Genomic DNA, 20,647 nt, shown 5'->3' on the forward strand with positions numbered 1-20,647 from the left:
CTTTCTCACGTAGGAATGCGGCACCTGGGATGTCACACGTGTCACGCGTAGACGTGTCGGCGATCGACCACCCGCACCGCCTTGCCCTCGCTGCGCGGCAAGCTCCCCGCCGGGACGGCGCGCACCTCCGTGCTGAGCCCCAGGACGTCCCGCAACCGCGAAGCGGCGCGGGCGCACAGAGCCTGCTCGACGCCGGACGCGTCCGGATGGCTCGCCTGACGAGCAAAGACCAAGTCCAGCTCCACGAGCACCGTCAGCCGGTCCAATCCACCCTCGCGCTCCACGACAATTTGATAGTGTGGAGACAGCCCCTCCATCGCAAGGAGGACCGCCTCAATTTCTCAATTTCCGACGGAAACACGTTCACGCCCCGCACAATGAGCATATCGTCGATCCGCCCTTTGATGCGCGTCATGCGCGCGTGCGTGCGGCCACACCGGCACGGCTCGGGGATGAGCGCCGCGATGTCGCCCGTGCGGTACCGGATGACCGGCATCGCCTCTTTGGTGAGCGTGGTGAACACCAGCTCGCCATACGTGCCCGGCGGCAGGGGTTCGAGCGTGTCGGGGTGGATGACCTCGACGAGGAAGTGATCCTCGGCGATATGCAGCCCTTCCTGCGCCTCGATGCACTCGATCCCGACGCCAGGCCCGATGACCTCCGACAGCCCGTACACGTCCATCGCCTTGAGCCCGTAGGCGTCCTCGAGTTTCTGCCGCATCTCCTCCGTCCAGGGCTCGGCGCCGAAGATCCCGTACTGGATCCCGACCTTGCGCGGATCTTTGCCCTCCGCGCGCATGTGCTCCGCGATGGTCAGGCAATACGACGGCGTGCCGGCGATCCCGCGCGGGCGCAAGTCCTCCATCAGGGTGGCCTGACGAGCCGTCTGACCGCCCGAGACGGGCACCACGGTCATCCCGAGGCGCTCCGCGCCGTAGTGGAAACCGAGCCCGCCCGTGAACAGGCCGTAGCCGTAAATGACGTGAAAGACGTCCCCCGGCTTGCCGCCCGCCGTGACGATGGCCCGCGCGACCACTTCGCTCCAGCGGTCGAGATCGCCCTTGGTATAGGCGACGAGCGTCGGCTTGCCCTTCGTGCCCGACGATCCGTGGATGCGCGCCACCTCCCGTGGGTCCACGGCCAAAAGGCCCAGCGGATAGTGATCGCGCAGATCCTGCTTGCGCGTGAACGGAAAGCGCGCCAAATCGGCGAGGGTGCGCAGGTCGGATGGCTTGACGCCCGCCTCGTCGAAACGAGCGCGGTAAAACGGCACCTTGGCGTAGACGCGATCCAACACGGCGCGCAGCCGCTCGAGTTGGAGCGCCTCGAGCGCGGCGCGAGACATGGTCTCCACTTCGGGCTGATACATGCTAGCCACCTGCATTCGCCTCCTATCCCCGTCGGCGCATGCGGCCGACACCATGCAAGCGCTTCCATCCGTTGCGCTCGCCCGCCGGGCCTACGGCTTCATCGCCTCGAACGGCTGGCGGCATGCGCGGCAGTAGTACACCGCGCGACACGGCGTCGGGCCGAACAAGCTCTCGATGTCCGTGTCGCGCGCCCCGCAGTACGGGCACACGACAGGCGCGGCATCGCCCTTTGCCGGCACGGCGACCCCCATCGCGCGCAGCTTCTCAATCCCGTCTGGTGCAATGCGGCTCGGATCCCACACGACGTCGAGCGCGAACGCCACATCAGCCGCGACCCCGCGCTCCGCCAGGGCCGCCCGCACCTTCTCCGCAATCCAGCCCAGCGCTGGGCAGCCGAGGAACGTGGGAATGAGTTCCACTCGCGCGCCGCGATCGTCCACGGACACGGATTTGACCATGCCGAGATCCACAACGCTCACGACGAGCAGCTCGGGATCCGGCACGCCGGCGAGCACTTGCCAGATATCCTCCTCGGACAACGAGCGAGTGGTCACGCGAATCCCCCCTCACCAGACGGCCGCGCCGAGGCTGCGCACGCCGTTCATGGTCTCGAGCAGCGCCGCCGCGTCGTGGTCAGGAGCCGTTTGGCGCGCGCCTTCCCGCGGATGCGCGGCGAGCCTGGCCGCGATCTCCTCCGCGGGCAACCCTGCCCTCGAGAGCGTCGCTTCGACGCGCGCCACGAACGCGCGGCGCAAGTCCGCGAGGGGCCGCGACAGGATGCCGAGATCGACGAGCGCCTGCGGATCTACGGCAAAGGCCACGAGATCCGGTAGATCGGGGAGCAGCGCCGCAAACGCGCCGCGAAGCCTCGCCGCCGCCTCGCCGCCGGCGCGGCCGAGATCGACGACCCATCTTTCCATGTGCAGATGATGGTAGTGTTCCTCGCGCAGCATCCGCCGGGCTCCGCTGGCCCAGACCTCGTCGCCCGACTCCGCCAGGGCCGCGAGGCGAACGGCATCCCACGCGTCGTACAGGTAGTGGCGGAGCACCGTGTACGCCCAATCGCCGTTCGGCCGCGCACACAGGGCCGCGTGCCTCCTCTCGGACGGGGCGCGATCGAACGCGAGCGCATCAGCCTGACCGAAACCGCACGCCTCGGCCAACTCGTACCAGAACGAAGCATGGCGCACCTCGTCCTGCGCGATGGAGGCAAACGCCACGTCCTCCTCCACCTCGGGCGCGAGGCCCAGCCATTCCGAGTCCCGGTGGCCGAGGAACAGCTCTTCATCCGCGAGTTGCAGCGCGAGGCCGCCGAGGATGGCATCTCGCACTCGCGCGTCAGCCTCTATCGCCACAAGGCTCACTCCTTTCGCACGTCCGCGATCACGTCGTCGATGTTCATGGCCTGCGCCTTGAAGCGCTTCCATCGCCGCGCGTTGTCGGCGTATCCGGACACATCCCGATACTTCCGGTCAAACTCGCGGGCGAACCAGTCGGGATCGTCCGGCGTGGCGTGCACGTCGGACCGACGCACGGCCCAAATGTTGATGGCGTCCGCGCGCCGCAGGAAGTTCTCGCGGGCGAGCTGGAGCGCCCATTCGGGCGACGGCGCGAGGAGGCTCCCGACGTGGACGTGCGGGTCGAGATCGGAGGCCTGGACAAAGATCTCGTAGACGTCGTAGGACGTGTGTCGCGCGCGCTCGTACACTTGGTCTTTCTCCACCTGGGTCATCGCCATCTCCATCCCCCCTACACCACAGCCGCCGTGCGCGCCCGGACAAGCGCCTCGCGGACCCATGCCTGATCTTGGTGCGCCATGCGGCGCAGCGCGATACGCTCCTGCGACTTCGGCCCGATGTTCTCGCGCACAACCCGCGACCAACGCTCCCAGTCGGGCTCCGTGTATCGCCACAGCCCCGCCTCTTCGTCAAACCGAAGCGCCGAGTCCGGAATCTCGAGTCCCACCGCCCGAATGCGCGGCACGTAGCGCGTGAGGAACTTTTGACGCAGTTCTTCGTTCGTGCGCGAACGGATGCGATATTCCATCATGCGGCGGGCTGCATCGGTGACCACGGGCGGGCCGAAGAAGAACAGGATGGCCTCCCACCAGCGGTTGAGGGCTTCCTGCAACATCTCCCGCTGCCATGGCTCGCCCTCCGCCAGCGATAGGATGATGGACTCTCCGTGCTGCATATGGAAGCTCTCTTCCGCGCAGATGCGCTTCAAGACCCGTGCGTAGGGCGCGTACGAGCAATCGAGCAGCGCCGTCTGCGTGATGATGGCCGCGCCATCCACCAGCCACCCAATGATGCCAGCGTCGGCCCACGTCGGCGCCTCCATGTGGAATACGTTGTGAAACTTGACGCGGCCCGTAATGACATCGTCCATGAGCTCCATCCGATCCCGCCCGAGCGGCGCCGCGAGGTCCTCAGCCACCCGCAACAGCAATTGCCCATGCCCGATCTCGTCTTGGACCTTGGCCATGAGCGACATCTTCCGGCGCAACGTCGGCGCCTTGGGAACCCACTCCTTCTCCGGATACGCGCCCATGATCTCGCTCACAGCGTGCATGTGAATGAGGCGCAGCAACAACAGCCGATAATCGTCGGGCATCCAGTCGTGTGCCTCGATCTTCTCTCCGCGCCGAATTCGCGCCATAAACGCTTCCCTGCGAGCCTCCGGCATCTCGTCCGCCTCCCTTGTGTTGAATGCGGCCGTGTTTCTCGCGTCACGCCTCGCCCAGCAGCTCGCACGCGGCGGGCCGATCGACGCCAATTCCATTGAACAAAAGCGTCCAGAAGTGCTCGGCGATGTCCTCCGGCGTGAACTCCCCACCGGGCCGATACCATTGATACACCCAGTTGGCGACCGAAAGCAGGCACAATCGCACGAACTTCGGGTCTGCCTCCCGCACGGCGCCCTGTGCCATGCCCTCTTCAATCCATCGGCGCCAATGCACTTCGTAACGATCCCGCTTGGATTGAATGACCTTGCGCCGATCATCGGAGAGCGCGCGCCATTCGTGAAAGAACACCTTAGCCGACTCCTGTTGATCCGCCACCACGCGGATGTGTGCCCGGAGTCCCTCCCGCAGGCGATCCACGGGATGCTGCCATTTGGACTCTACGGCGCGAGCGGCCAACAAAAACGCTTCAGCGCCTTCGTCGGCGATTTCGAATAGTAAGTCTTCTTTGGATTCAATGTGTGCGTACAGGCTGCCCGAGAGTACCCCTGCCTCGACCGCGATCTCGCGAATGGTGGTGCCGTGGTACCCCTTTTCGCTGAACAGCCTCCTCGCCGCGGCGAGAATTTGATCTTTCTGACTCGGCCTCGGCATGCTCGTCTCCCCTCCTGCAGAACTATAAAGCAAGCGCTTGCTTGATTAACGTCATTATACGGCGCATCGAGTCGCTTCGCAAGCGACCGATGCGCCTCGGAATCTATTTTTGATCGAATCGGCGGGCAGGGCATGTAAAGGATTTCTGAAATATTTGATATCCATTCGAATCCCCTCGTCACGAGTCGATGACGGACTGAAATGCTGAGCTATCGCGAATCGGCGCAAAATCCTCTTCACTGCGCGCAGCGCTCAGGATGGCCTTAGGATCGTACTTCAAGGCATCCTTTAAGTATTTCACCGCCAAATTTGCATTGCCCTCGCGTCCGTAGATGCAAGCAATTCCATAATAAGCCCACGGCAACCACCACGCGCGTTGATGCAGGCCGATTGCATGATCATAGGCGGCCACACCTTCGCTGTAAAAGCCGTACCGTTCATTGCACAGACCCATGTTGAACCAGCCATAGCCATCACGAGGATTCATTTGCACCGCTTTGCGCAAGATTCGCATCGCCGCATCGTAAGTGTCATCGTAAGCATACGCCAGCGCGATTCCCTTCACGACGTACGCCGGTTCGAATGTCGGGTCCGCCGAGATCGCCTTGTCTTCATCGTCAAGGGCCACGAGGTAGCGGTGTTGTGAAAAGGCGAGAGCGCCCTGATGATACCAGTACCTCACCTCGGCAGAGGGCTCCGGAGTCCGATGTGCAACATGTTCCATTGCCGCAAACACAGCAAGCCTCCTCTCACACCAACGCGTCGCCTCTCCTCAGTTTTGCAAAGACGGCGCCAACAGAGATTGAAACTCTGCAAACGACGTATCACGCAAGATCGGTATGCGATCCAGCGTGAATGGACCTTGCGAAAGTCTTGCGTAGCCCTCGTTCTGCGTTGTGGCTAAAGCATAACCGCTCTCCTGGACTGCGTGAATTACGGCTGCGTTGTAGGCTCCGTACGGGTAGCAAAACACCCATATCGGATGCCCCACCATCTTCGACAGGATGTCCGCCGACTCGCGCACTTCCTGTTCCATCCGACTCGGCGACACGGAGGTCAGATAGGGATGCGAATAGCTATGACCCTCGATATCGACCAAGCCACTGGCTTGCAATTGCTTCAACTGAGCCTCGGTCATGGTGGGAAACTCCGCCTTCGTGTTCATCCACGTATGCACATAACCGGCGATGATGAAACATGTCGCTTGAAAATGATACCTTTCAAGCAGTGGAAAGACATCTGTGTAGAAACTCTCGTAACCGTCGTCGAATGTCAGCAAAATTGGGCGATAAGGCAGCTTGTATCCATAATAAAACGCAGCATACAGTTGCCCAAAATTGATGGTGTGAAAGTCGTGCGTTTTCAGCCAGTATAGTTCCTGCTGCAACTGGCCCCTTCGAAGGGTGGCTTCGTCTCCAGGAACATCATTCGCCGCATGATATTCGAGAATCGGCACGAGAACACCTAAATTTCCCACCTTACGATTCGATACCTCGTAATTTCTCGGATCCTCAGGCCACTTGGTGTCGACGATGTGTCCACCTGTAAAAGAGTCCGATGCCAAGACATCACTGGACCTCGTCCACGCCAAACTAGCCACCAGCACCCATCCAATGACCCGTCGCAGCCGGCCCTTCTTGCGCATCCTTAGACTCCTCCTGGTCCTGCTCGCTCCGTCTCAAGCATATTCGACACTACAGTAGATCGGCATGCCCCTTTCTATCTGTGATCGACCCCACACCGTCTTCCATAAGTTTTCACTCCCACGTCCATTCGTGACGTTCAACTTTGACAAAAGGAATGGATTTCCTAAAATGAGATCGAAGTTTGTCATACCAAGCCGATCATGGGCGAGGAAGGATAGTTCATGGTGGATCTGGCTGAAACGCCGCTCTTTCGCGACATTCAATTCCACGATCGAGACCGAAAGCGCCTAGAGCAATGCTTTTGCAAGTATTTTCCTCGAGGCAAGGTGTTGTATCACGAAGGGGAAGACCAGCATGAAATGTATGTCGTGAAGCACGGGACGCTTCGCATCTTTACGCAACGAGATGACCGTATTTTCACATTAGGTTATCAATATCCAGGACAATGCGTAGGAGAAGCGGAGGCCGTCTATCAAGAAATGAAACGAACGGCAAGTGTGATGGCCGCCACCGATGCCGTCTTATGGGTGATACAGCCCAACCTGTTAGAGCAACTACTGTTTGCATACCCCAAGTTGTGGCGCCGTTTGTTCGCCGTGGTGGTCGAACGTTTAACCCAGGCGGATCGCAAGATTCGGTATCTTGCCTTTTGCACCTCGACGGAAAAAATCTCAAACTACCTAGTAGACTTGTATATGAATGCACTCTACTCGGAAGGTCAAACTCAACATTTGAAAGTGACCCAACAAGAAATCGCTGAAGCGCTCGGTGTACATCGTGAATCCGTATCACGAGCGCTTCAGGAACTGGAGCAGATGAACCTGATTCGTTTGGGACGCAATCAGATATCGCTACTCGATATCGAGCGACTCAGCCGATTGGCCGACCACGCGTACAGCGCAAGCGTTGATCGGACGTGGCACCCTAGTTATTTCAGCATGAAGCAGACTCCGTCGGGCATTGACGATCGCGGTCAATGGGACCCAACCGCATAATTCGTCGTATCCACCGACCACCACTTGATCTCGATGCTTGGCGCATGCCCATCCGTCGGGTTGTCTTGAACGAGGTCATTCGGGACAGGTTGGTTCCCGATCTCAAGGACGGTTCGTTGCGGGTCGGTCGTGTAGAACGTTAATCCGCGAACTTCATCCAGCGAAGGAACATGAGTTCCAAAAACAGGATCACGAATGGTTAGGATGTCTATATAAGCTTTTTGCGAATCGTATGTCACGCGATACGACACGTACTGTTGGGAAACATTATAAATAAGCAATCTGCTCGTTCTCGTGACCAAAATCTCTCCGTTTCGATAGTAGCCGGCAAGACGCGTCAATGCTTGTACCGCGTTCTTAGGAAGAACCCCGGGATACGTCGTGCCACACAGGTGCTGTGCAATAATGGAATACTCGTGATTGCGAACGAGCTCATCCAGATGAGACTGGGAGAGCTGTTCATCCAAGTGGTAAGGCGTCCAATTCCATTTTTGCGCACCTGAGGAGGTCTCTCCTTCGCTTGTGTATCTCCAAAAGCCCCACACACGGCGACCATCGGGCAACTTGATGGGGTAAATCATCGAGCTCATTCCGAATTGGTCGCTAGACGTATCTGGCCAAACAAATCGTATGCCATATGGGATGGTCAGGTCCGTGTGATAGTAAGGCGACCAAGGATTCGCTCCTTGCTGATACGAGTAAAAGGCGCCGTCGCCGTAGCTCCCAAAATTATCCACGTTGGACTGATTTCCATGATCGGTCCATACCATCAATCGGTCCCCATTGGAGATCAGTTCCGATAGCGCTCGACGAGCCAAGGCTCTCGAGAAGCGGGTATTGTGCGGATTCTTCATCGAAAAATCTCCAAACGTGTGCATCGTGTCGATCCAGCCAACGTGAATGTAGTGATTGATCGCCGCGGCATCATACAGCTCATCACTTGTGCCGCGATACCAGGACATTTCGTCTGACATTGGCTCATGCCCAATGTCGACATCTCCCGGCATATCGGTTCCGTTGTACATGAAAAATGAGTCTGCGAAATCCAAGCCGAGACCTTTCCCAAGAGGGGTGTCTGCCGTTGTGTTGATGAATTCATGCACCAGGTTGAATTTTCGCAGGGTTTCACTGTCCGCATCAGACGAGATGGCCAACATGGCCTGATAAGGATACGGAAATTTGCGCTCCCCCAACACAATGGGATGACCAGGCGCTCGGGCCGTCGCGTCAGCGAACGAACATGGCATGACCGCACTCATTGAGGCGACGAGCGTCGAAGCCACGACAGTCGTGAAGCGTCCGGGTTTCATATCGCACCTCTCAGCTGGAAAATGAGTGATCTGCTATCACGATGGCACATAATCCAGTCGGAGTCCGTGATCCACCCGGCACGATCATCCTTTTATTGTCTTTTCGGCCCTATCACCTTTGGCTCCGCGCGCACCTCGCGACGATCCAAAGTCATGCTCCGCAACGCCAAGAACCCAACACAGCACGAGCCACGTCGAGGGCTGAGAAGAAATAGAGTGCCGAGGCCATTCTTCGGACGTTTCACGCCCGCTGTCGTATCCCCGTACATCCACCGCGACACCCCAGCGCTTCCCATCATAACGTACGACTAGGTTGGGGGGTGAAACGATGTGCACAAGAGCTGAATGCGAGCGCCTCGTCGGGCGCTGGGTGACGTTTCGCACCCCGTACGGGCAGCACCAAGGTCTGATCGAGCAGGTAACGGCGGACGGCCGTGTGATTGTGTTGTCGCCCCGCTCCCAGGCCGTGCCGTCCCTCATTCTCGCCGAGGGCGATCCGGCCGACCTCGATCCCGCCCTCGCATACGGAGGTTTCCGCCCAGGCCCCGTGGGTGGACCGGGATTCGGCGTCTCTCCCTATGGCGCGCTTGGCCCGGGATACGGGTACGGGGGCGCGTGGGTGCGGTGGGCCGTGCCCTTTCTCATCATCTACGCGCTGTTCGGGCTCTTCTTCTGGTAGTCAGAATGAAAGGGCGCGGGAACCCAGCACTTAGGTCCCGCGCCCTTCGTTCACCTGCGTTGAACCGCCCGCCTCATGCGGCAGACACGACGTCTTGCGTCCGCACGACCAGCGCGTCTCCCTCGACGTCCAGCCGCACTTCGCGCACCTCTTCCTCCATCAGCCGGTCCGCAATCGCATCTTCCACGTGCGTCTGGATGGTGCGGCGGAGAGGCCGCGCGCCGAAAGCGGGGTGATAGCCGCGCTTCGCGAGCCAATTCACCGCCTCCTCGCTCCACGACAACCCCACGCCTCGCTCCGCAAGCAGCTCGCGCACCTCGCCGAGCATCAACTCGACAATGCGCTGCATCTCGGCCTGCCCCAGCGGGCGGAACCGGACAATCGCGTCGAATCGATTCAGAAACTCCGGCTTGAAGTACGCCGAGAGATCGCCGAGATCGGCCTGTGCGGTCGACTCCTCGTCGGGCTTGGTCGTGAAGCCGACGTGGCTCTTCCGCTCGATCTCGCCCGCGTTTGAGGTCATGATGATGAGCGTGTCTTTGAAGCTCACCGTTCTTCCCTGGCTGTCGGTCAGCCGCCCATCCTCCATGATCTGGAGGAAGATGTGCTGCACGTCCGGGTGCGCCTTTTCGATCTCGTCCACCAGAATCAGGCTATACGGGTGGCGGCGAACCTGCTCCGTCAACTGGCCCGCCTGCTCGTAGCCGACGTACCCCGGCGGCGCACCGATGAGCTTCGACACCGAGTGCTTCTCCATGTACTCGCTCATGTCAAGCCGGATCATCGCGTCCTTCGACCCGAAGAGCAACTCGGCGAGCCTCCGGGCCATCTCCGTCTTCCCCACGCCCGTCGGTCCGACGAAGAGGAAGCTGCCGATGGGCCGGTCGCCCCTGCGCAGCCCCAGGCGGCTGCGGCGAATGGCCCGCGCCACCTGGCGCACGGCCTCGTCCTGGCCGATCACGACGGCGGCGAGATCGGCCTCCAGATTCTTGAGCTTGGCCTGCTCGTCGGCCTGCATCCGCGTGACCGGGATGCCCGTCTTGGCTTCGACAATCGCCGCAATCTGCTCCTCATCGACCACGGGGACCTCGGACGCGCTCGGCGCATGAGCGAGTTCCGCGCGAAGCTTCTCCTCTTCCGCTTTCAACGCGGCCGCGCGCTCGTAGGCCTCCTGCCGAATCGCTGTCTCCTTTTCTTTTGCGAGAGCGGCGAGGCGCTGCTCAATGCTCGCCCGGTCTCCTCCGGCCTGCAGGTTGGCCTTCGATCCGGCCTCGTCCATCAGGTCGATGGCCTTGTCGGGCAGGAAGCGATCGCCAATGTACCGGTGAGACAGCGCCACGCAGGCCCGGATGGCCCCGTCCGTGTAGCGCACGCCGTGGTACGCCTCGTACCGCGGCTTGAGCCCCTCGAGGATGCGCACCGCCTCTTCGACGGACGGCTCCTCGACCATCACAGGCTGGAATCGCCGCTCCAGGGCCGGATCTTTCTCGATTTGCCGGTACTCATCGAGCGTCGTGGCCCCAATGACCTGAATGTCGCCGCGCGCCAACGCGGGTTTCAGGATATTCCCGGCGTCGAGCCCGCCCTGCGAGGCGCCGGCCCCGACCAACAGGTGGATCTCGTCGATGAACGCGATGACATCAGGGCGACCCTCCAGCTCGGCAATGAGTTGCTTCATGCGGCTTTCGAATTGGCCTCGGATGCCGGTATCCGCCACCAGCGAGGCGACGTCGAGCGCGTAGATGGTCTTGCCCAAAAGCTTCTTTGGCACGCGTCCTTCGGCGATGCGCAGGGCGATGCCTTCGACGATGGCCGTCTTCCCGACGCCCGGCTCACCGATGAGGACGGGGTTATTTTTGTTGCGCCGATTCAGGATTTCGAGCGTGCGCTCGATCTCGTCCTCCCGGCCGATGAGCGGATCGATCTTCCCGGCCCTCGCGAGCTCGGTCAGATTTCGGCCAAACTGCTCGAGCACGCCGCCGCTTTTGCCCCCACCGGGCAGCGTCTGCACGGGCTGTCCCAGGGACCCTCCGCTCATCGGGCGGAACAAATCGTCAAACGGGAAGTTCCCTCCCAGAATGAAGTCCGGATGAATGAATGGCATGATGGCCACCTCCACGTCGGCGACACGGACCGCCGCAGCGCGAAACTGCGGGCGGGTCGCCTTCGATGACTTTGACTAACTTTGACCTTAAGGCAACGCAAAGCTTGACTTTGTCCTTCCTTGACCAATTATAGCACGTCGCTCGCCAATTGCAACACTTTTTTCGCATGCGCGGTGGTTTGAAGCGAGAAAATCGCGCTATGATAAGGGTACCACTCAGGCGAGGTGAGCCGATTGTTGGTCATCCTTCTGCTCGTCGTGATTGTCATCCTGTTGGTGCTCCTGTTTGCGCGCCGCTCGCAGAGCGGTCCCGTGTACCGCCGCGGCCCGTTCCAGTCGTATCAGAGCGGCCCGTACAACCAAGGTCCGTTTCAGTCCGGTTACGGCCCGAACTATGGTCCGACGTACGACGTCACACCGCCCTACGCCGGCTATCGCCCGGGGTTTGGCGGCGCCGGGTCGTTCTTGGGCGGCATGGCCGCGGGTGCGCTCTTGTCGTGGCTCTTCGAACAGGGCCGAATTGACGCCATGCAGTACGAGATGTTTCGCCAGATGGAAGATCAGCAGATGATCGACGCGCTCCTGCAGCAAAACATCATTCAGCAGGACGAGATCGAACAGTTGCAGCAGCAGATGATGATGGATCACGGCGGCGTTTACGATCCAAACGGCAATCCGGTGGATCCGGGAGCGATGCAGGACTGGAACGCCGCGCAGCCCTGGGACAACCAGGTGGATTTCCGCGACGACGGCTTTCAGAATGAGCCGTACGACAACGGGCCGTTTGACGACTCCAACAACAATGGTGGGGGCTGGGTGTAAACCCGGCCCTCTTTTGATGCGCATCGCCACCTTCTCATGAGGTCATGAACCGAAAAGGACGCCGACCGCGATGGCGAGATCGGGAAAGACTTGGGGAGAGAGACGGTCGCCTGCGCGTTTCGACATCTGCCAACGCAATGCCCCATGGTTCGCGTGGTACACGTGCACGGGGCTCTTCTGGCTCCACAATCCAGTATTACGCCACGCCTTCAATGAGTTCCCAGTGCTCCGGCCCACCCCCACATATTCCCTGTAAGTGTGGCGAACGTCGCTTGTGCGCTCGGGCTTGGACACGCCTGCACCCCTTCAGTTGTGAACACTCTACCGCAACAAGGATGCCGATGGGTCATGGCGCCGCCAAGGGACCGCGCGTTTCGCCACCCCGCCCTCGGGTCGAGCCGGCCCTCAATCCCGGATGACCGGCTCGTACCCCGCCTGGCGCAGTGTGTCGCAGATGAGCTGGATATGGGCGTGATCGCGCGTCTCGAGGTCGATCTCGACCTCCGTCTGCCCGAGGTGGATGTGGGAGCCGACGCGCTGATGGTGCACCGTGAGCACGTTCGCGCGCAGCCGCGCGACGATGTCGAGCAGATCCCTCAGCGCGCCCACGCGGTCCTGAATGGTCACGGCGAGGCGCAGGTACCGGCCCGATTCCACGAGCCCGTGTTCGATGATCCGGGACAACACGACCACGTCCACGTTGCCGCCGGACAGCACCGCCACCACCTTGCCAAGCCCAGATGGGACCTTTTTCCCCAGAATCGCCGCAATGGTCGTCGCGGCCGCACCTTCCACCACGAGCTTCGACCGCTCCATGAGCAGGATCATCGCGCGGGCGATCTCGTCCTCCTCCACCACGACGATGTCGTCGATGTACCGCTTCGCGGCTTCAAACGTCAGCACGCCGGGACGCCGGACCGCGATGCCGTCTGCGATGGTCGGCTCGCCCGGCACCGTCTCGATGGCGCCGAGATCGAGCGCGCGGCGAAACGCGGGCACCGCCTTGGCCTGGACGCCGTAGATTTTGACATCCGGCCGCAGGGACTTGAGCGCAATCGCAATGCCCGCCGCGAGTCCCCCGCCGCCCATCGGCACCATCACGGCGCGCACATCCGGCAGCTGTTCCGCGATCTCAAGCCCAATGGTGCCCTGGCCGGCAATGATGTCGGGATCGTCAAACGCGTGGATGTAGGTCAGCCCCTCGCGCATGGCGATCTCGCTCGCGTGACCGTACGCGGCGTCGTAGTCGTCGCCATACAGCACCACGCGCGCCCCGTATCGCTGCGTGGCCATGATTTTGGCAAGGCTCGCGCCTTCGGGCATGACGATGGTGCACGGGACGCCGCGCCCTCGCGCCGCGTAGGCGACGCCCTGGGCGTGATTGCCCGCGGACGCCGCGACGACGCCGGTCAGCACGCCCGACTCCGCAAGCGCCGTGATCTTGTTCAGCGCACCGCGCAACTTGAACGATCCCGTCTTCTGGAGGTTCTCCAGTTTGAGGTAGACCTCGTTATCGGAGAGGCGCGAAAACGTCTCCGAGTAGTCGAGTGGCGTGTACAGCACGCTCCCTCGTATTCTCTCTCTCGCCCGCTCGATGTCCTGCAAGGTGGGTAGCGACCGATCCTGCAACCGCGTTTCCTCCCCAAAAAGGGCGGGCCACGACGGCCCGCCTCGTCGTATCTAGTCCGCGCGCTTCATCGAATCCTCGAGCACCGTCTTGGCGATGTGCTCGTCGAGCGCTTCGTAGTCGAAGTAGCGGATGGTCTGATACAGCTCCTCGCGCGACTGCATCTCCGACAGGAACGACTTCTGTGTGCCCTCGCGTTGGATGGCCTCGAACACGCGCTCGATGGCCTTTGCCGCGACGCGGACGCTCGTCACGGGGTAGATGACCATGCGGTAACCCCACGACTCGAACTGGTCCGCCGTGTAGTACGGCGTCCTGCCAAATTCCGTCATGTTCGCGAGCAGGGGAACCGGAACCCGCTCCGCAACATAACGAAACTCCTCTTCGGTCGTCAAGGCCTCCGGGAACAAGGCGTCCGCGCCCGCCGCGACGTACCGGTTGGCCCTCTCCACGAGCGCCTCCAGGCCCTCCACGCTTTTGGCGTCGGATCGCGCCACCACGACGAGCGTCGGCGCCACCGTTTTCAGCATGCGGATCTTCTCCACCATCTCCGAGGGCTCCACGAGCTTCTTGCCGTTCAAATGCCCGCACTTCTTCGGCATCACCTGATCTTCAATCTGCACGGCCGCCACGCGCGCCTCGACCATCTCCTTCGCGGTGCGCGCAACGTTGAGCACGCCGCCGTACCCGGTGTCGATGTCGACGAGCACGGGCAGGCCGGACGCCCGGACGAGATCGGCCGCGCGCTCGGCCACTTCGTTCGAGTAGACGATGCCGAGATCGGGCAGGCCGCGGCTCGCCGTGTACGCCGCGCCGGACAGATAGATGGCCTCAAACCCGGCCTGCTTCGCGATGCGCGCCGTCAGCCCGTCGTGCGCGCCGGGGATTTTGAGAATCTGCGGCTGCTGGATGCGCTCGAGAAACCGGCGGGCCAACGCCTCCTGACTTGGTTGCTCTTCCACGAGCCACGCCAACGTGCACGCCCCCCTTCAGATGACGAACAGATCCATGAACTCGTCGACCGGCGTCTCATGCAGGCGCTTTTCGTCGAGGCACAGATCGAGAATGCGCTCCGCGCGCTTCTCCGGGAAGCGCGTCAACAGGTTCGCGCGGAACTTTTCAATGACCTTCGGCAGCCCTTCCGCACGGCGGCGGCGGTGGCCGATGGGATACTCCACCTCGACCTTGTCGGTGTGCGATCCGTCCCGGAAGAAGATCTGAACGGCGTTCGCAATGGAGCGCTTGTCGGGATCCAGATAGTCCTTGCTGTATCGCGGATCCTCCACGACCTCCATCTTCTCCCGCAACGCGTCGATGCGCGGGTCGCTCGCCGTCTCGTCCTCGTAGTGCTCCGCCCGCAGATCGCCGTAGATGAGCCCCACGGCGACCATGTATTGGATACAGTGGTCCCGATCCGCCGGATTGTGAAGCGGCCCCTTCTTGTCGATGATCCGGATGGCGGACTCGTGCGTGGTGATGACGATGCGCTCAATCTCGTCCAGCCGATCTTTCACGAGCGGATGCAACTGGAACGCGCATTCCACCGCCGTCTGCGCGTGGAATTCTGCGGGGAAGGAAATCTTCAGGAGCACGTTCTCCATCACGTACGAGCCGAGCGGCCGCGCGAGCACGATGGGCTTGCCGCCCATGACGACGTCGTTGAAGCCCCACTGCGGCGCGGTCAGCGCGCTCGGGTAGCCCATCTCGTCGCGCAGCGCCATGAACGCGAGCCACACGGCGCGGCTCGTCGCGTCGCCCGCCGCCCACGACTTGCGCGACCCCGTGTTCGGCGCGTGGCGATACGTGCGGAGCGGCGCGTTGTCGATCCAGGCGTTCGAGATGGCGTTCAGAATTTGTTCGCGCGATCCGCCGAGCATGGCGGTGGTGACCGCCGTCGACGCCACTTTGACAAACAGGACGTGATCGAGCCCGCGGCGATTCAGGCTGTTTTCAAGCGCCAGCACGCCTTGAATCTCGTGCCCCTGCACCATCCGCTCGAGGAGCTCGCGCACCGTCAAGGGCTTCTGTCCCTTCCTGCGCGCCTCCCGGCTCACGTAGTCCGCGACGGCCAAAATGCCGCCCAGGTTGTCCGACGGATGCCCCCACTCCATGGCGAGCCAGGTGTCGTTGTAATCGAGCCAACGGATCATCGCGCCGATGTTGAACGCGGCCTGGACGGGATCGAGCTCGTACTTCGTGCCCGGCACGCGCACGCCCCCTGGCATGGAGGCCCCGGGCACGTACGGCCCGATGTGCTTCGCGCACTCCGGAAACGACAGCGCAAGCAGCCCCACGCCGAGCGTGTCCATGAGCACATGGCGCGCGATGTGAAGCGCCTCGTCACTCGCGACCTCCGGCTTCATCACGTAATCCGTCATCTGGACCATCACGTCGTCAAACGGGCGTCCGCCCTGGCGATCCACGGTTGCACTCATCGTCTTTCCCCCTGCACACAGCAAAGTACCGGGCGGCAGCGCCGCCCGCTCACACGTTCGAGGATGCAGGCGCCAGTTGCTGCGCCGACTTACGCCTTCAGGCCGCGCGGCCCTGTGTACAGCACGCGCGGGCGGAAAATGCGGTTATTTGCCAACTGCTCCATGACGTGCGCCGAAAGCCCCACGACGCGCGCCGCGAAAAACACCGGCGTGAAGAGCGGGACCGGAATGCCGAGCATGTACATGACCGGCGCCGCGTAGTAGTCGAGGTTCGGGTAGAGCCCCTTCTCCTCCCGCATGATGGTCTCGCCTGCCACGCACATGGCAAGCCACTTCTTGGCTTCGGGATTCGATCCGGCCATCTCCTGCAGCGCTTCCTTCATCATCTGCGCGCGAGGATCCATCTTACGCATGTACACGCGATGGCCGAATCCCATGATCTTCTCCTTGTTCGCAAGCTTCTCCCGGATCAGCCGCTCAAAGCCCTCCACGGTCTCGGCTTCGAGGAGCATCTCCATGACCGCCTCGTTTGCGCCGCCGTGCAGCGGCCCCTTCAGCGACGCCACCGCACCTGTGAGCGCGCCGTACATGTCCGACAGCGTCGACGTGATGACGCGCGCCGCGAAGGTGGAGTTCGGCAGTTCGTGCTCGCAGTAGACCATGAGCACCTGGTCAAAGTACTTGACCTCATCGGCGTTTGGCTCGCGGCCGGTGATCATATAGAGGCCATTCGCGACATACGACAGCTCCTCCTTGGGCGGAATCGGGTCCGCGCCGTGCGCGATGTGATGGCTTGCCGCGACAATCTGCGGCACCTGGGCCAAAAGGCGCATCGCGCGCTCCCGATTCGCGGCGGGAGACTGATCATCCAGATTGGGATCAAATCCCGACAGGGCCGACACGCCCGTGCGCAACATGTCCATGGGATGCGTGGTCGGCGGCAACTGCTTGAGGATGGCCCAGATGTTCAGCGGCACCTGGCGGTACGACCTCAGCGCGCGCTCAATCGCCTGCCGCTCCTCGTCGTTAGGCAAGCGCTTGTCAATCAGCAGGCCAATGAGATCAATATACGACACTTTCTTGGCGAGATCGATGAGGTCGTATCCGCGCAGGACAATCTCTTCGTGATCGACGTCCAGGAATGAGATCTCGGTCTCACACGCGATCACGTTTTCCAAACCGGGTCTGTACGCTTCGGACATGGGCGAGCCTCCTCGTCAGGCGCGAAGCTGCTGCCGCGCCTCATTTCGATAGCGGTTACATAACCTCATTATACAGGAACTAGGCCAGCAAGGCGGCTTGGCAGTGTGTTCAGAGAAATTCGACGGTTGTATAATGAAAGCATGTAAGCGCCCGCAAGACCTGCCCAGGGAGGTGATGCACGCGGGCGGGCAATCGTCAGAAAGCGAGGGATGGTCTTGTCCACACCCATGGTGGCCGCGCGCCTCAACCAGATGCCCCTCACGAGGTGGCACAAGCGCATCGCCGTGATCGTCGGCATCAGCTTGTTCTTCGACCTGTTCGACATTTACCTCTCGGGCGTGCTCGGAACCGTCCTCACCAGCGCGTTCCACATTCCCAAGTCCGAGCAGGCGCTTCTGCTCTCATCCGCATTTCTCGGCATGTTCATCGGCAGTATCGGCTTCAACGCGCTGGCGGATCGCGTCGGACGCAAGGCGGCATTTCTGGGCATTTTGTCGACTTATTCCGTCTTCACCTTCATCGCGGCCTTTAGCCCCAACGTCTCCTTCCTGATTGTCTTCCGGTTTCTCGCCGGACTTGGCATCGGGGCGCTGCTGCCGCTTTGCGACGTGTACCTGAGCGAGATCTTCCCGGCGCACAATCGCGGGCGGATCATGGCGTGGACCTACACGCTGGAATTCTGTGCGACGCCGGTGGAAGGGTTTTTGGCGCGTGCCCTCGTGACCACGCACTTCCTCATGGCGGGCTGGCGCTGGCTGTTTGTGATTGGCTCCCTCGGCGCCATCATCGTGTGGTCGCTTCAGCAAATCCTTCCAGAATCGCCCCGCTGGCTGGAATCGGTGGGCCGCCATCAAGAAGCCGAGCGGATTCTCGCGCGCTTCCTGGCCGAGGCGCCACACGAACCCGCGAACCAAGCGCCTGTCAGGGACGCGGTAGAGCCGCGGCGCGTGCCGCTCTCCACGCTGTTCACGCCGACGTACGCTAAGCGAACCGTCATGCTGTGGATTTTTCAAATCCTCCAAACCTTCGGCTACTACGGCTTCGGCACGTTGGTTCCGCTGGTCTTGGCGAGCAAGGGTTTGACCATCACCACATCGCTCACCTACGCGGCGGTGAGTTTCATCGGCTATCCGATTGGCTCGCTGCTGTCGGTGCCCATTGTGGAGCGGATGGAACGTAAGTGGATTGTGGTGGGCTCCGCGTTTTGCATGGCCGTGTTCGGCATCCTCTTTGGCATGACCACGCAGCCGGCGCTGATCATGCTGTTTGGCTTTTTGTACACGTTATCGAGCAACATTTTCTCGAACGGCTATCACATCTTTCAGGCCGAAATTTACCCCACCTCCGTGCGCGCCACGGCTGTCGGCACGGCGTACAGCCTGAGCCGCCTGATGAGCGGCCTGATGCCGTTCATCCTGTTGCCCGTCTTGCACGCGCATGGGGCCACGGCCATGTTCTCGGTGGTAGCTGGCGCCATGGTGCTCCTCATGATTGACGTGGGGGTCCTTGGCCCCAAGACGACGGGACGCGCACTGGAGGATGTCAACGAGCGCGTCATTGTGCAGAACGAAGGGCCGAATGTCGGCATGTAAATGGCTGTGAACGCGAATGGATGGAAAGGCTGGAAGCGCAAAGATGGCAAGGGCATCGGCCGCCCTTGCCATCTTCATTGCGATGCAAGCCGTTTCGTTACGCGACGGACTCCTCCGCGGCTTCTTCCAGAGGAAGCGCCTTGGTTTCAGGGAGCAGGACCCAAGTGCAGATGGACGCGATGGCACACAACGCGCCCAAGAGGAGGATGGCGGTTCCTTCACCCACCCTGGCGAAGAGCGGCGGGAAGACGAAGGCCGTGATGGCCGCGCCCACGCGCCCAGACGCCACCGTCCATCCTTGAACGGTGCCGCGAATTTTCGTCGGCACCAGTTCCACGCCGAGCATGCCAGAGGCGGACACGGAACCGGGCCCCATCTGCGACATGAAATTCTGCGCGCCATACAGCATGAGGCCAACCCACGGACCGACAAAATGCCCTCGCAGCAAGCTGAACAGGACGAGGCTCGCGCCCATACCGAGAAACCCGATGATCTGCATAGGCTTGCGCCCAGCGCGATCGATGAGCGCCAAGCCCACCAAGGCGCCGGGGACGGTGAACGCGAGCTCCATGACCACCTGGAACAACCCCGAGGAAACGCCCAAGCTCTTGGCGATTAAATTCGGACCGAATAGAATGCTGGAGTATGCGACGAGATCGAACAAAAACCAGAGCAGGCACGCCGTAACGATGCGCTTCGCGTGCGTCTTGAAATAGACGGCCGCGGACGTGTCGTCTCGCTTCACGGGCGCGATGGCAGCAGGCTGTCCCACCACAGCCTCGACCACGCGTTCATACGCCGCGCTGCTCCCCTCCACGCGCGCCAGGTAGCGAGGTGTCTCCGGCAAGCGGCGCCGCAGGTAGATCACCGATGCGGAAGGAATCGCGCCAAGCCCGAGGACGATGCGCCACACCCAATCGGCGGGAACGCCGCACGCATTCAACACCATGGTCGCGAGGCCCGCAACCGCCGCACCGATGCCCCAGGTCAACCCAAAGCCGAGCGCCAGGCTCTTGCCGCGATCGCGCGCATTCGCGTTTTCGCCCATGATCACCGGCGACAGCACGTAGTCGGCCCCGACGCCAAACCCGAGGAGAAAGCGAATCGCGATGAGCTGATCGATGTTCTGCGCAAACGCCTGAGCCAACGCGGCGATGGTGAGCACCAGGACGTCCAACCCGTAGAACCGCTTGCGCCCTCGGTTGGCGAGCGGCCCGAACACAAGCGCGCCGATGGCCGCGCCCACCAGTGCGCTCCCTGTCAACAGCGAGCTCTGCCAACTGGTCAAACTTTTCTGGCCGAACGAGGCGAGAATGAAAGGCAGGACGATACCGATGGACGAGAGGTCATAGCCGTCCGTGAAGACACCCATGCCGGTCGTCACAACCGATTTCCAGTGGAACGCGTTCCACCGCGATCGGTCGAGGGGTGCAAACATGGAAGTGCGGTCTGCGCCGACGGTGGCCATAGGAAACGCCTCCCTGTACTCGTGTCACCTCCATGGTAGAACCGGTTTGTAAATGGCGC

18 protein-coding genes and 1 pseudogene are annotated in these 20,647 nt (G+C 61.7%); 4 read left to right on the plus strand and 15 right to left on the minus strand.

All coding sequences use genetic code 11. The annotated features are described in order from the left end of the window. Nucleotides 1-41 precede the first annotated feature (41 nt). The 8 genes and pseudogenes from AS26_RS01130 to AS26_RS01165 all read right to left on the minus strand — a co-directional run bounded on the left by AS26_RS01130 (nucleotide 42) and on the right by AS26_RS01165 (nucleotide 6,352). Nucleotides 42-1,384 (minus strand): annotated as a pseudogene (locus AS26_RS01130) (phenylacetate--CoA ligase family protein). A gap of 75 nt (nucleotides 1,385-1,459) precedes the next feature. Further along, nucleotides 1,460-1,924, minus strand: a complete 465-nt coding sequence (gene paaD, locus AS26_RS01135; protein WP_062305453.1) for a 1,2-phenylacetyl-CoA epoxidase subunit PaaD — start codon at nucleotides 1,922-1,924, stop codon at nucleotides 1,460-1,462. Nucleotides 1,925-1,936: 12 nt separating this feature from the next. Next, nucleotides 1,937-2,725, minus strand: coding sequence for a 1,2-phenylacetyl-CoA epoxidase subunit PaaC (gene paaC, locus AS26_RS01140; protein WP_062305455.1), 789 nt, complete (start codon nucleotides 2,723-2,725; stop codon nucleotides 1,937-1,939). A gap of 5 nt (nucleotides 2,726-2,730) precedes the next feature. Further along, nucleotides 2,731-3,108 (minus strand): phenylacetic acid degradation protein, encoded by a 378-nt coding sequence (locus AS26_RS01145; RefSeq protein ID WP_062305530.1) that lies wholly within the window; start codon nucleotides 3,106-3,108, stop codon nucleotides 2,731-2,733. 11 nt (nucleotides 3,109-3,119) lie between these two features. Continuing rightward, nucleotides 3,120-4,055 carry a 1,2-phenylacetyl-CoA epoxidase subunit PaaA gene (gene paaA / locus AS26_RS01150; protein WP_062305457.1) on the minus strand — a complete coding sequence of 312 codons (936 nt, stop codon included), beginning with the start codon at nucleotides 4,053-4,055 and terminating at the stop codon, nucleotides 3,120-3,122. A 43-nt stretch (nucleotides 4,056-4,098) separates the two neighbouring features. Beyond that, nucleotides 4,099-4,707 (minus strand): TetR/AcrR family transcriptional regulator, encoded by a 609-nt coding sequence (locus tag AS26_RS01155; RefSeq protein WP_062305458.1) that lies wholly within the window; start codon nucleotides 4,705-4,707, stop codon nucleotides 4,099-4,101. 178 nt (nucleotides 4,708-4,885) lie between these two features. Further along, complete coding sequence (locus AS26_RS01160; protein WP_062305460.1) at nucleotides 4,886-5,443, minus strand: tetratricopeptide repeat protein; 558 nt, start codon at nucleotides 5,441-5,443, stop codon at nucleotides 4,886-4,888. 36 nt (nucleotides 5,444-5,479) lie between these two features. Continuing rightward, complete coding sequence (locus AS26_RS01165) at nucleotides 5,480-6,352, minus strand: polysaccharide deacetylase family protein (RefSeq protein WP_062305462.1); 873 nt, start codon at nucleotides 6,350-6,352, stop codon at nucleotides 5,480-5,482. A 222-nt stretch (nucleotides 6,353-6,574) separates the two neighbouring features. Between AS26_RS01165 and AS26_RS01170 the strand changes: the two genes are divergently transcribed. Continuing rightward, nucleotides 6,575-7,348: a Crp/Fnr family transcriptional regulator gene (locus AS26_RS01170; protein ID WP_062305463.1), complete on the plus strand. Its 774-nt coding sequence runs from the start codon at nucleotides 6,575-6,577 to the stop codon at nucleotides 7,346-7,348. Here AS26_RS01170 and AS26_RS01175 read toward each other — a convergent pair. Continuing rightward, nucleotides 7,327-8,607 carry a hypothetical protein gene (locus tag AS26_RS01175; RefSeq protein WP_373278127.1) on the minus strand — a complete coding sequence of 427 codons (1,281 nt, stop codon included), beginning with the start codon at nucleotides 8,605-8,607 and terminating at the stop codon, nucleotides 7,327-7,329. The genes AS26_RS01170 and AS26_RS01175 overlap by 22 nt on opposite strands. A gap of 379 nt (nucleotides 8,608-8,986) precedes the next feature. On the opposite strand from AS26_RS01175, the gene AS26_RS01180 reads away from it, so the two are divergent. After that, a complete protein-coding gene (locus AS26_RS01180) occupies nucleotides 8,987-9,337 on the plus strand; it encodes a hypothetical protein (RefSeq protein ID WP_062305467.1) in 351 nt (116 codons plus the stop codon). 73 nt (nucleotides 9,338-9,410) lie between these two features. Here the strand turns inward: AS26_RS01180 and AS26_RS01185 are convergent, their stop codons facing one another. Beyond that, nucleotides 9,411-11,441: an ATP-dependent Clp protease ATP-binding subunit gene (locus tag AS26_RS01185; protein ID WP_062305468.1), complete on the minus strand. Its 2,031-nt coding sequence runs from the start codon at nucleotides 11,439-11,441 to the stop codon at nucleotides 9,411-9,413. Between the two features lie 225 nt (nucleotides 11,442-11,666). On the opposite strand from AS26_RS01185, the gene AS26_RS01190 reads away from it, so the two are divergent. Next, entirely contained in the window at nucleotides 11,667-12,263 is a 597-nt protein-coding gene (locus AS26_RS01190) for a hypothetical protein (protein WP_245629539.1), read from the plus strand. 405 nt (nucleotides 12,264-12,668) lie between these two features. Here the strand turns inward: AS26_RS01190 and ilvA are convergent, their stop codons facing one another. The 4 genes from ilvA to mmgD all read right to left on the minus strand — a co-directional run bounded on the left by ilvA (nucleotide 12,669) and on the right by mmgD (nucleotide 17,527). Next, nucleotides 12,669-13,892, minus strand: coding sequence for a threonine ammonia-lyase (ilvA, locus tag AS26_RS01195; protein WP_062305472.1), 1,224 nt, complete (start codon nucleotides 13,890-13,892; stop codon nucleotides 12,669-12,671). A gap of 51 nt (nucleotides 13,893-13,943) precedes the next feature. Beyond that, the gene (gene prpB / locus AS26_RS01200; protein WP_062305473.1) at nucleotides 13,944-14,864 is read right to left on the minus strand and encodes a methylisocitrate lyase; all 921 of its coding nucleotides are present in this window, start codon (nucleotides 14,862-14,864) and stop codon (nucleotides 13,944-13,946) included. Nucleotides 14,865-14,879: 15 nt separating this feature from the next. Then, on the minus strand, nucleotides 14,880-16,325 hold the full coding sequence (locus tag AS26_RS01205; RefSeq protein ID WP_062305475.1) for a bifunctional 2-methylcitrate dehydratase/aconitate hydratase: 1,446 nt from the start codon (nucleotides 16,323-16,325) through the stop codon (nucleotides 14,880-14,882). A gap of 89 nt (nucleotides 16,326-16,414) precedes the next feature. Further along, a complete protein-coding gene (gene mmgD, locus AS26_RS01210) occupies nucleotides 16,415-17,527 on the minus strand; it encodes a citrate synthase (protein ID WP_062305477.1) in 1,113 nt (370 codons plus the stop codon). Between the two features lie 210 nt (nucleotides 17,528-17,737). Here mmgD and AS26_RS01215 point away from each other — a divergent pair, with 210 nt between their 5' ends. Continuing rightward, nucleotides 17,738-19,120, plus strand: a complete 1,383-nt coding sequence (locus AS26_RS01215; RefSeq protein ID WP_245629540.1) for an MFS transporter — start codon at nucleotides 17,738-17,740, stop codon at nucleotides 19,118-19,120. A gap of 97 nt (nucleotides 19,121-19,217) precedes the next feature. Here the strand turns inward: AS26_RS01215 and AS26_RS01220 are convergent, their stop codons facing one another. Beyond that, nucleotides 19,218-20,588 carry an MFS transporter gene (locus AS26_RS01220; protein WP_062305480.1) on the minus strand — a complete coding sequence of 457 codons (1,371 nt, stop codon included), beginning with the start codon at nucleotides 20,586-20,588 and terminating at the stop codon, nucleotides 19,218-19,220. Between the last annotated feature and the right edge of the window lie 59 nt (nucleotides 20,589-20,647).

Origin of the sequence: Alicyclobacillus sendaiensis NBRC 100866 (genome assembly GCF_001552675.1) — a bacterium.
In the GTDB taxonomy this organism is placed as follows: domain Bacteria; phylum Bacillota; class Bacilli; order Alicyclobacillales; family Alicyclobacillaceae; genus Alicyclobacillus; species Alicyclobacillus sendaiensis.